Here is a 12,630-nt window from a genome sequence, read left to right as displayed (position 1 = left end):
TATTTATGTGATTTTGGGTATCTCACTTATCAGATATTTTATAATCATGGATACCGTATTTAATGGTTCAAGATGGAATTTTAAAAACTTTTTCCCATCGGGTGTTATCTCATAAATTTTTGATATACGTCCATTATTATTTTTTTTAACTGTAAATTTAATAAAATTTCTATTTTCTAAATTATGCAGAAGTGTATATATTGTTCCAGTTGGAAGTGGTGTGTTTATCATTGAATTTATCTCCTTTTCTATTGCATATCCATACATTGGTTTTTTTGATATCTGGGTTAAAATTAGGAGGTTTATGGTTCCCTTTAATATTAGCTCATTTCTCATATTTATGTATTCATTTAACAGATAAATTATTTATAGATAATTGACTTATTGTATATGATGATATTAAAATGGAAAATAAATTAAAATATTCATCTCAGGCCTATTTAATTTATTCAATATTTATAATTGTTTTGCTTACACTTGCCGTAAGGGCCTCAAATAATATGATGATGACCACCATATCATTATTTGCAAAATATGACCTGTATTTTAATCAGGTTGAGGTTGGCCTAACAGAATCGGTAATGGCACTGGCAACATTTATTACCACTGCAATAATTAACACACATTTAAGTGCTTTTCCCAGGAGGGTACTTTTCATTGCATCAAATATTACATTTACCATAATTCTGGCTGTAATGGAATTTTCCAATAATATATCTGTATGGATATTTATATTTGTTGCAGGATTTGCCTTTGGTGCAATAATGCCAAATATAATCACATCCGCCGGTTCATCTGGTGATAAGAAGGTTAGGGAAAGAATTCTGGGAATTTACACACTCGCACTAAGTGTGAGCCTTATAGCAGGTCCTGCCTATGAATCATACATATTAAATTTTGAACCCCTAAGGTATATATTCCTGTATTTTGTTCCATTCGGCATTGTGGCCTCGGTTTTTTCCTTTTTTATTAAATTTCCGGATGAAAATATCGAGAAGAACCATAAAAAAATAAATGTGTTTGGCGAGCCAGGGTTTAAGGTTGCGGTTTATGCAATTTTAGCATACAATATTGTATTCGCACTTCTTATTACCTTTGGTGGAATATATGCAAAATCCGTTTTAGGATTTTCCTACTCGCAGGTAACATTACTATTTACCGGATTTTTTATTATTTCTTTCTCATCAAGGCTTTTTTATTCAATAAAAACTCCTGAAAACCTTTGGCATTATATAGCCATTGCAATGCTGGTCACACTCACAGGAATAATAGCAATATTCTTCAGTAAATTTGCAATCATATATATAATAGCATATCTAATGCTTGGAATACCCCACGGTGTAACATATCCATTATCTATAGTATCAATAAGCAGAACATTTGATATGTCGAGCAGAAATGTGGCAAATAGCTATTTCTTTTCAGTAATGATGCTTATAGGTATAATCACCCCATCTGTGGGGGGTTTTATAAACAATCTGATAGGCTTTAGGAACATGTTTATAATTCTTGTGCCGGTCATAATATATCTTATAATAGCCTCATACTTCAATATTAAGAGAGTTAACAAAAATATACATTAATTTTTATTTGTTATTTATTTATATTAATATAACATTAGCATGAGATGAATAGGTACTATGTTCTCCTTGTGACCACCCTAAGCACACTCATGGCAGCCGTGGATTCCACCATTGTTTATCTTGCACTGCCTGAAATAGGAGAAAACTTTCAAACAAATGTGTCAAATCTCACACTCGTAATAGTAATATACATCATCTCATCAACAGTTATGCTTGCACCGGCCATAGAAATAATTAAAAAATTTGGCAATCGTGAATTCTATATAACCGGATTCTCATTATTTACAGCATCGTCACTTTTTGTCGCATTATCCCCTGGAATAAACTTTATGATCATTTCCAGATTTTTCGAGGGCATCGGTGCCGGGATTATGACGGCAACAGATATACCCATAATTTTAAATGCATTTCCGCAAGAGGAACGTGGACGGGCAGTTGGTATAAATTCAATATCCTGGTCAGTTGGTACACTTATGGGGCCCCTGCTGGGAGGGTTTTTGGTACTTTTTAACTGGAGATATATTTTTTTAATTAATGTTCCTGTTGGCATTCTGGCCATATTTTTTGCATTTAAATTCATAAAGAAAAGCAAAAAATTGAATGAAAAAATTAATTTTACATCGTCCATTGCCATGCTTGTATTTTTGGTACCCCTTATCATTGGCATTTCATTTATAAATATATATTATCTAATAATATCAGCAATTATATTTCCATTCTTTTTTTATGCCCAGTACAGGCGTCCCGTTATATCAAGGAATCTATTAAAAAGCAGGCAGTTTTCATTGATATCCATTGCATCCTTTCTTGAATCATTTGCATTTTTTTCTGTGCTTTACGCCATGAGCATCTACTATGAATCATACCTTGGAATATCATCCCTTGATGCAGGCATACTTATATTTCCATACCCACTTGCATCAATAATATCAAGCCCACTTGGGGGATATCTCTATGATCGTTATGGGCATGGTGAGGTGATAATGAATGCGGGAATACTGCTTGAGGGTGTTAGCATAATGTTTATTGGACTGTATTTAAGCTACATACCCGAGCTCCTTTTTCTTGCCGGCCTTGGTGGATCACTGTTTTGGTCCCCATCCACGACCATGATAACGGATGCAAGAGGTTATTCACACAGAACAGAGGCAAATAACTCATTATTTATTTTAAGAAACATGGGCATGATTATATCAATATCCATGCTTCCTGTATTTATGTTTATTTTTGGTCATTCCGGGCATATAATAAATATATACGATATGGTAAAAGATTCTGCTATTAAGGGGTCAATAAGGTATTATTTGATATTTACTTCCACTGTTGCCCTATCAGGTCTCATTTTCGGCTTCATAAATATAATAAGGCACAGGAACAATAAAACATACTGGAACGAAACAGGATTATATAAAAAGGAGTCCAAACCATGAATTTAATATCTTCATGGCTTAATGAACATATAATATGATTTATGCCAAACCCATTATTTTTATTCCATAAAATAATACACTGAACGGGCCTGTGGGGTAACTAGGACATCCTTACGGCCTTCGAAGCCGAGGATCCGGGTTCAAATCCCGGCAGGCCCGCCAATTATTTTATTCATACCAAAAAATATTTTAAAAAAGCCAAAATTATCAATAGATACAGATGAAAAGTACACTGGAAATTTCAGAAATGGATGAAAAAACACGAAAATCTGAAACAGCATTATATATAAATGAACTTTTGCAGATGAACCAGAATGAGATTGAAAAAATTATGAGGGACATGATTATTGAGATGAGAAAGGCCACAGATGAAAATTATGTAAATTTCTGCATCACCGTTTTTAAGGTTATTTCAGAAATGGATGGGGATAAAATTAGGGATTATCTAAATTTAAGGGTGAAGGCAAACATGGATCTGCCGGAAATGATAAGGGATAGGGATCTAAAAATGATGGAAAAGGCACTTGCAGCGGCACCCGATGATGTTATTCAGAAAATTTCAAAATACATGCCAAATTTTTAAATTTTTTCAAAATTATCATTTTAATGGATAAACAGATAAAATTATTTCATATAGATAATATATATCCTGCATTGTTGAACTCTTTTTTTATAATTCCTTTTAATGAATTATCTCCATTAAATGATTTGATTGACAGGTATTTTCCACTCTTTTTGACGGTAAAATTAGCCTTTATGGAGTTGTTATAAAATAATAAATATGAATTTACCGTTTTATATCTCGATTTTATATAGTCAGTAAAGAATAATGATATTATATCCTTCGGGGTTATTAACCTTATTACATTCATTTTTTTAATTTTGGCCATATCAATAGCAGTTGATACATATATTATCTTTTTTTCGGATGGTATTAAAACCTCGTGTATAACCCTGGCTGAAATTAAAGATTTTACTGCACTTAAATAAGCCCTGCTGATTTTTGTCTCCATAAACCTTTCATATATGGCATCATCGAAGAAGCCAATTGTTTCAATTATATATGAAAGTATATTTTCTATGGCTTCCTGCTCATTATACTCTGAATTAATTACTATATATTTTCTGTTTTTATCCCTTGCTATGGCATTAATTTTATAAAGATTTTTTATAGAATTTTTTATTACAATAGAATTTATGTTTGCCGTTTTAATTAATTCATTCTCCGACATTGATTCTGATATAAGCATCTTAAGAATTTTTTCCTCCTGAGAATTTAGATCGTTCTTCTTTGCAGACCTGTATATGCTTATAACGTTTTTTGTTGCAAGGGCATTTATTCCAAAGGGGCCATTAAAATTATACAGAAGTACAGAGTTATAATAGTTATTTAATTCAAGGCTCCTTACCCCAAAATATGATGATTCTATATCATTTCTAAATCCAAAAAGCATTTTATTTAGTACACTGTAATTTATTGGTATGTTCTGGTTCATCGATTTTTTAACTGCAAGTTCAATCAGGTCATCATTGGTTATATCCATAATTTCGAAGTTTCCGCGGTATATTACATCATTCTGTTTTTTAAACCCATATTTTTCAAAGTTATCAAAGGAAATACCATCCCCAGCCTTAATTATAATTGAATTAATATTAGTTTTATTGCAAGTATTTAATAAGGCCTCAATAAATTCGTCAACTTTTGGATGCTCAAAATATAAATTATCTATCCATATACCGGGGGTGCGCATTTCCATATGGAATATTGCCTCCTCGGCACCGTTGTAAATAAATCTTGCATTGTAATCGTCATTCTGTATATACTTTCCAAGGTATATGCTCACAGGATCATTAATGTTTACTATTATTCCCCTGTTTTGCACATTACTGTTTTTAATAAAGCCATAATAAACGTCATTTTTGTAATAATATGGCTTTAATCCAGAATAATCTATTCTTGCAGGATTAAACCAGAAAAATCTGGAGAGTTCATAGGCTGTGGCCGGACCATATTTTTCTATTATTATATTACTGTTATTATCAACAGGATAATAAATGGTAAAAATTCCATTATTATCCATTATCTGGAATTTGAATGTAAGGGATTTTAATATCACCTTAATAATTGATTTATCAAGACCTGAGATATTTAACAGTTCCTCCTCTGTGTTATACCCCTCGGCTATGTATCTTAATATATTTTCCTCATTCTCTGTATTTTTTTCATATCTTAGATAATACAGTGCATCAACCAGCCATTTAGATATATACACATATTTATTTTTTATGGCCTTTAAATAATATACATCCTGGTTTTTAAGCATTTTGTTTAAATCCATCTGATTATAATGTTTGGTTCTAATCAAAATATCATAGACATCAAATGCAAAACCATATTTTTCAAAATATTCACTGACGTCATCAACCTCCTGTATAAAATTTATTATTCTTTTTGTCAGTATATTTTCATCGGTTTTATTGAGAATTGCATCCAGATCGTTTTTTAGTATGTACTGCTTAACAAATATTGGTGTAATGTAATCATATATAACCTCTCCAGTTTTTATTAGTTCCTCCATCGACTGTTCCAGCATGTCAGAATCCACGGGAAGCCTTATCTGAAGCTCATCCATTGATAATGGCCCAAAGGATGATAGAATAAGTTTAACAGCATCCTTTAATTCATTACCAGATGTTTTAACTTTTATATCATTTTTTATGTAAACCGAATTATGGCCTGACAACTTTTTCCTGATTAAATAGTTCTCCTCCAGCTTCATTAATGAATCCTTTAATGCATCCTCATTTATGCCGAGCTTTTTAAGTTCTGAATATGATTTAAGATTTACATTATTTAAAACCTCTTTATCTGTATTATTAAGTTCGACTTCTTTTTTAAATAATGAGTACATAATATCATAATACCCGCGGTACACCCACTGGTCAGACCTCATAAAGGCATAAACCAAAATATCCCGGTCTATAAGTTCATAGGTTATTTTTTCTATATCCATGTCAGTATAATCCAGTGGCGAATTATACCTTTTTTTAAACGGATCTATGTAAAGAAAATGCTTAATAAAATCCATATATGAATTTTCATCGATAACCCTTGGAATTTTATTTTTAAAGTAGTCCTCAGCCATCTTTGAATCCTTAATAAGAAAATCTATTCCGTTTGTACCGTAAATTTTATCGAGAAGCTTGTTCTGCAATTCCCTTAATAACTTGGATCTGTCCTCCATTAAAACTATATCTGAAACACCAGAAAGTATTAAATTATATGAAAATGGACTGCTTTCGTCACTGTAATCCCTTATTTTGTAATGCCCGGAATCTATTACATCGTTAATATATTTTTTTGCATTATTAACATCCATGAGATCATTTTTTATCTCATTAAAAGTTTCCTTTATTACAGGAAAATTATTCATGGATTCAAGAACCCTTAAAAGCCTGTCACTGCGAAGCTGCTGCCTTGCCACAGATATATCCGTTTGCTTATACTTCCTTAAAACCATTAAAGATCTTGTGGCACAGTACCTGAAACGCTGCTTAAACATTTCTGTGTTTACTATTGACCTGTCTAATAAATCCTCAAAATTGCCGGCATTAATAAGATGAATAATATCATCGATTCTCAGGCGTCTTCCTATTGTAATCATAAAACCGTTGTCGTTAACGCTTAGCCTTGTGGATATTCCATATTTATTTGATATTGCAAGCGCATATGCCCTTGATATGGCATCGTTAATACGCCTTCCAAGCGGAATATGAAATATTATATCATACAAATCCTTGTCAATATAGCCCTCAATAAATAACCTGTCGTGTGTTGGAATGTAAAATGAACCCTGGGATTTTACATATGATATAAGGCTCATGGCACCGTATTCATCAACCCGGTAGTTATCGATTAACCACTGCCGGGGATCCTCGCCAGCCTTTATTTTTTTATAAAGTGTTTCCCTAAACTTTCCTATTAGCACACCGAGATCATAGCTTCGGGGAAGCAGCTCACCTGTCCATGATGGCACTGTTGGCTTCATTCCCTTTGCCTCCCTGACTGTAATATTATTTCTTGACGTTCTTAGAAAAATATATGTTTTTGCACCCAAAACGAATATATCTCCCTTTTTTAATCTTTCCACGAATTTATCGCTTAACTGGCCTATTATTCTACCCTGTTCATTTACAACATTATAATTTGCCTCCTCTGGTATGGTTCCAACATTCATAAAATATATCATTCTGGTGCTTTTCTTCTTTCCAAATGTTTTTTGTTCCTCATCAAGCCATATTTTTGAAAATAAAGTATTTCCCTCTATTTTTCCTGCGAGATAATTTAATGTGGCAATATAATCATTATAATCCAAGGTGTGGAAAGAAAAAGAATTTTTTATTAAATTATATGCGTCATCTATATTCCATACCTTTTCGAGGGCCATGCCTATTATTCCCTGGGATAAAACATCAAGTGGATTTAATGGTATGCTTACCTTGTCAATTTCGTGATCATAGGCAGCCTTTGTCATTACGGCGCATTCCATCAGGTCATCAAGATCAAATACTATAAATCTTCCCTTTGAGAGATCCCTGACGCCATGTCCAGACCGCCCTATCCTCTGAAGTGCCCTTGAAACCGATTTTGGGCTGCCTATCTGAATAACAAGATCAATAAAACCTATGTCAATTCCAAGTTCAAGTGATGTTGATGTAATAACACATTTTAATTCGCCATTCTTAAGCTTATTTTCAACATCTATCCTTGTTTCCTTTCCAAGCGATGAATGATGTGCCTCAATATTTTCAATTCCTCTTGCCTTAAGTCTTATGGCAACATGCTCTGTTGAGCTTCTCGTGTTTGTAAAAATTAATGTGGTTTTGTGAGAATTTATTAAATCGACCATTATGTCATACATTTTTTCATTGGCAACCTCGAAGCTTACCATTGTTAGGTCCTTTACCGGAGTTATAATCTTTAAATCAAGGTACTTGTTTGTGTTTACCTCAATAATTTCACACTCCCTTTTTTTATTGCCTGCATAACCACAAAGGTATGAGGCAATTAGATCCAGTGGTGCCTGGGTTGCTGAAAGCCCTATTCTTGTGTATTCACCTGCTATATTATACAATCTTTCCAGATTTAATGATAATAGTGATCCACGTTTTGTTGCTGAAATCTCATGAATTTCATCAACTATAACGTACTGGACGTCTGCAAATTTTTCCCTAAATTTTGTTGCGGTAAGTGCCAGTGATAATGATTCCGGGGTTGTTATTAAAATATGGGGAGGTTTCCTCAGCATTTTTCCCCTCTCGCTCTGGCCAGTATCGCCAGATCTAACACCAATTCTTATATCAGGTATATTTTCTCCCTTTGATCTGGCCAGATCATAGATTTCCTTTAAAGGCTCCTTAAGATTTTTATCAATATCATTAGCCAGTGCCTTTAATGGTGAGATATATACACAGTATATTTTATCCTCAAGGGAATTATTCCTTGCATTTATAAATAGCTCATTTAAAATTGAAAGAAATCCTGTAAGTGTTTTTCCTGTTCCGGTTGGTGATGATACCAGCACATTTTTTCCATTATGTATTAGTGGTATTGCCTTTTTCTGTGGTTCACTTAAATCATCATATTTTGAATCGAACCATTCTGCTATGATATCATCAAGGAATGGTAACTGTTGTTTAACCTTAAATGGCTTCTCGTTAATCATGGTTAATAGTCTGTATGATAATTCATTACAATATATAACGGTATTGAATTGATAAAATATTTTATAATGTTAATATTGAATGTTAATCTGTTAAATTACCTGTAAAATCAATTAAATCTGTATACCAAATATTATATATACATATATAATCAACCTGTAAATTAATGTCGGGGTATAAAAACGAATTTAAAGATATCCGCTCTACCCTATTTTGAGAGGTGGCTCTTAATAGGTGGATTGATAGGCGTTGTGGCAGGATTTGGTGCAACAATATTTTATTTTGCAATAAGATTTTTTGAGAATATTTTTTTAATTCATATAATAGGCATGAATATACCCAGGCCACTTGGTGAGGGGGGTTCCTTAATATATACATTCCATGCAACTCATTTTTATTTTATTCCGCTTATTGTTGCACTTGGCGGGCTAATATCAGGATTGATAATATATACCACAGCACCGGAGGCGGAGGGCCACGGTACGGACGCCGCAATAAGGTCATTTCATTACAAGCAGGGGAAAATAAGGCATAGAATCCCATTTATTAAAACACTGGCATCTGCAATTACCATAGGATCTGGAGGCAGCGCCGGCAGGGAGGGGCCAACAGCATTAATAGCCGCAGGCATAGGATCCATGATTGCTGATTTTCTTGGTTTAAGCCCCAAGGATCGCAGAATAGCCGTTGCGGTTGGAATAGGATCAGGTATAGGAACAATATTTAAGGCACCAATAGGTGGTGCCATACTGGGTGCAGAAATACTTTACCGCCGTGATTTTGAATCAGAGGTTATATTCCCATCACTAGTGGCATCTGCAATAGGGTACTCCATTTTTGCATCAATAGTTGGATTCGAGCCAATATTTGGTTATTACCTTGAGGCGTTTAACCCGCTGAGGATGCCATTTTACGCACTTCTTGGTATAATAGCCGGCTTAATGTCAATAGTATATGTCAGGACATTTTACGGTGTAAGGGATATTTTTAAAAAATGGAAGGTCCCCAATCATATTAAGCCAATGGTTGGCGGTGCTGTAACAGGCCTCATAGCACTTGCCTTTCCTGAAATTCTGGGCACAGGCTATGGGTGGGTTCAGCTTTTGGAAAGCGGCCAGTTTAATGACCTTATAACCTTTGGCCTTCCATTAATTGTTTTTTTAATTTTGCTTCCATTTGTTAAAATTATTGCCACATCATTTACTGTATCCTCAGGTGGCAGTGGGGGTGTATTTGCTCCCGGCATATTTATAGGGGCATCTCTTGGAGCCCTTATCGGTTTTCTATTTCATATGATTGTTCCTGCAATAGTAACCTCAGTGGCACCCTTTGTAATAATAGGCATGCTTTCATTCTTTGGCTCTGCGGGTAAGGCCCCATTGTCTGTAATTATAATGGTTGTTGAAATGACAGGAAGCCTTCAGCTGCTTCCCGGTGCAATGATAGCTGTAACAATTGCATATATCGTATCCGGAACAAAATACAGCATATACGAATCACAGGTTATGACAAGAAAGGATTCTCCTGCCAACATGGGAGAATACCATACACCGTTATTACTTGATATTAAGGTTTCTGATGTACCGCTTATCACAAATATATACGCAGATTTATATTACAGCATTCACAGGGCTGCAGAGATAATGAGGGAAAACAGCATGCTGGCACTTCCGGTTGTTCATAACGATCAGCTTCTTGGAAGCATTTATATGTATGATATTGAAAATAAGCTTTATGGTTATGTAAATGAATATTACCGGCCCGGAACATCATATGTAAAACTTGAAAACAGTGCAGAGAGTGCATGGGAGATAATGATGAAGAATAGAACAACATGGTGTGCAGTCACTGATAATGGGAAATTTCTGGGAATTATTACATTAAAGAACCTGCTGCAAAAATATAATGAGGATATTAATCAGATTACAAGAATTGAAAACAATTAAAGTTTTATAATAAAATTTACTTATAAAATTATATGATAAAACTAAGAAGATTATTCCTGCTGGTGTTCATTCTGGATCTTGCGGCATTTCTTTTCATTTCCTCCCTGCCAATCCATAATTCTGCATTATATAATTCATTTGCATCTGAGGATAGAAGCATTACGTCCCAGGCCTTCATACCGATGTGGCTTTCAATATTTCCACATAATCTCCTAATTGCAACCATTGAATTTATACCCATAATAGGAATATTCTTCTTTGCCACATCAATATATTCAACTGCGCTGGTTGTTGCAGTTGAGGGTGCGCATGATCACACCTCAGGTCTTGTTATTGCCATTTCATTAATGATGCTTCCGCATTTCTGGCTTGAGCTCCCAGCATATTCTGTTGCATTAAGCTCCGGGATTTACCTTTTATATTATCTAATAAAAGGTTATCCATTAAAAAGCTATATAAAAATACTGTACATGTATATATTTGTGGTTATAGAACTTGCCATTGCCGGGCTTATTGAAACATCGGAAATAGTTTTATTAAAAACAAAAAATCCATACAGCTCATTTTATATGTGGATTCCAGGTGTATTTTTAATAGCATTTTTAATATACCTTTATAGGCATTTTGATAAAGATGAGTATAAAAGCAAGCATAAGGAATTAATAGATGATATATTTAACAATAGTTAGGCATAAACATGACATATATTCAGGCAGATGGTTCAATAAAAATAGCAGAAAATTCCAGAATAATGGTAATGGATAATAATTACAGAATAATGTTTTATTCATATAATGGATTTACCGTTAGAAGGAGCCTGCAGAATATATTCATTAAGAATTATATTATAAACAGAAGAAGAATGGTGGAGCGGCTTGGAATTAATGAGGCAAAAAAAATAGTCAATGAGTTTTATTCCTATGCGAGAAATTATACATATATACCGGAACATGTAAATTATGAATTTTTACAGGATGACGCAGAGAAATTAATTAAAATATATGGCAATTTTATACCAATAGTGCCACCTGACCAGTATTTATCGATTTATTTAAAGATAACATCTGGATGCCCATGGAATAAATGTACGTTCTGTGATCTTTACCAAAATGATAAATATAATGTTTTACACCTAAAAGACATAGAATCCGAGATAAATGCATTAAAGGAATATTTTGGCAGTTCCATAACGTCCAGAAGATCAATATTCCTTGGTGATGCAAATGCCATAAATATAGGGTCAGACAGGCTTTTCGAATATTTAGATTTAATTCATAGTAATTTTAATCTTGGGATTTACTCTTTTATGGATGTATTCACAACACTTAAGACCAAAAAATTTGAGGATTTTGTCAGAATGAGGGAACTTGGTATGAAAAGAGTTTATGTGGGTCTTGAAAGTGGGGACCCAGATGTACTGAACATTTTAAATAAAAAAATAGACATAAATGAATCCATAAATTTTATAAACACTGTTAAAGATGCCGGGATAAATATTGGAATTATAATTTTAATAGGCGCCGGAGGTAAAAAACATTCTCAGGGTCATATAAATAATACTGTTAATTATCTTAAAAAAATTAATTTTACACATGGTGATATGATTTATTTATCTGAACTTTCAGAAAATGAACGCTTCCTGAGTGCGCTTAAAGATAAGCCAATGACATCGCAAGAAAAATATGATGAGATGTTTAAATTTAAAAGTTTATCCAGTTTTGGAGTGCCTGTTGTTGATTATAATCTAACAGAGGCTGTGTATTAGCAATGCCCTCATTATTTATAAAAATAATGAACATTATAATGTAAATTATATAAATATAATTTTATGGAGCACAACAATAATAATTATTCAAAGGTTAATATTAAGTTTCATATGTTGTTATAAATTATAACATTTATTGAATATTCAAGCAGTTTGTTCTTGAATTTAGATTTAAAATTTGT

Annotated in this window: 8 protein-coding genes and 1 tRNA gene; 7 read left to right on the top strand and 2 right to left on the bottom strand. The window is 33.3% G+C overall.

The window, feature by feature from the left end:
• Nucleotides 1-3 precede the first annotated feature (3 nt).
• Nucleotides 4-336 (bottom strand): PadR family transcriptional regulator, encoded by a 333-nt coding sequence (locus AOG55_RS00620; protein WP_048101144.1) that lies wholly within the window; start codon nucleotides 334-336, stop codon nucleotides 4-6.
• Between the two features lie 68 nt (nucleotides 337-404).
• On the opposite strand from AOG55_RS00620, the gene AOG55_RS00615 reads away from it, so the two are divergent.
• The 4 genes from AOG55_RS00615 to AOG55_RS00600 all read left to right on the top strand — a co-directional run bounded on the left by AOG55_RS00615 (nucleotide 405) and on the right by AOG55_RS00600 (nucleotide 3,596).
• On the top strand, nucleotides 405-1,583 hold the full coding sequence (locus tag AOG55_RS00615) for an MFS transporter (RefSeq protein WP_048101145.1): 1,179 nt from the start codon (nucleotides 405-407) through the stop codon (nucleotides 1,581-1,583).
• A 44-nt stretch (nucleotides 1,584-1,627) separates the two neighbouring features.
• Complete coding sequence (locus tag AOG55_RS00610; protein WP_055040758.1) at nucleotides 1,628-3,013, top strand: MFS transporter; 1,386 nt, start codon at nucleotides 1,628-1,630, stop codon at nucleotides 3,011-3,013.
• Nucleotides 3,014-3,098: 85 nt separating this feature from the next.
• Nucleotides 3,099-3,175: transfer RNA gene (locus AOG55_RS00605), tRNA-Arg, on the top strand.
• A gap of 58 nt (nucleotides 3,176-3,233) precedes the next feature.
• A complete protein-coding gene (locus tag AOG55_RS00600; protein WP_048101147.1) occupies nucleotides 3,234-3,596 on the top strand; it encodes a hypothetical protein in 363 nt (120 codons plus the stop codon).
• A 46-nt stretch (nucleotides 3,597-3,642) separates the two neighbouring features.
• Here AOG55_RS00600 and AOG55_RS00595 read toward each other — a convergent pair whose 3' ends face one another.
• Nucleotides 3,643-8,739: an ATP-dependent helicase gene (locus AOG55_RS00595; protein WP_055040757.1), complete on the bottom strand. Its 5,097-nt coding sequence runs from the start codon at nucleotides 8,737-8,739 to the stop codon at nucleotides 3,643-3,645.
• Between the two features lie 174 nt (nucleotides 8,740-8,913).
• Between AOG55_RS00595 and AOG55_RS00590 the strand changes: the two genes are divergently transcribed.
• From AOG55_RS00590 to AOG55_RS00580, 3 genes are read left to right on the top strand one after another with little or no spacing between them, the layout of a single operon-like run.
• Nucleotides 8,914-10,683 carry a chloride channel protein gene (locus AOG55_RS00590; RefSeq protein ID WP_055032408.1) on the top strand — a complete coding sequence of 590 codons (1,770 nt, stop codon included), beginning with the start codon at nucleotides 8,914-8,916 and terminating at the stop codon, nucleotides 10,681-10,683.
• 32 nt (nucleotides 10,684-10,715) lie between these two features.
• The gene (locus AOG55_RS00585; protein ID WP_084779376.1) at nucleotides 10,716-11,372 is read left to right on the top strand and encodes a stage II sporulation protein M; all 657 of its coding nucleotides are present in this window, start codon (nucleotides 10,716-10,718) and stop codon (nucleotides 11,370-11,372) included.
• Nucleotides 11,373-11,380: 8 nt separating this feature from the next.
• Complete coding sequence (locus AOG55_RS00580) at nucleotides 11,381-12,448, top strand: radical SAM protein (RefSeq protein ID WP_055040756.1); 1,068 nt, start codon at nucleotides 11,381-11,383, stop codon at nucleotides 12,446-12,448.
• The last annotated feature ends 182 nt before the right edge of the window (nucleotides 12,449-12,630 follow it).

This window comes from Acidiplasma cupricumulans (assembly GCF_001402935.1).
Lineage (GTDB): Archaea > Thermoplasmatota > Thermoplasmata > Thermoplasmatales > Thermoplasmataceae > Acidiplasma > Acidiplasma aeolicum.
The sequence above is the reverse complement of the archived record's forward strand: the minus strand, read 5'-3'. Positions and strand labels throughout refer to the sequence as shown.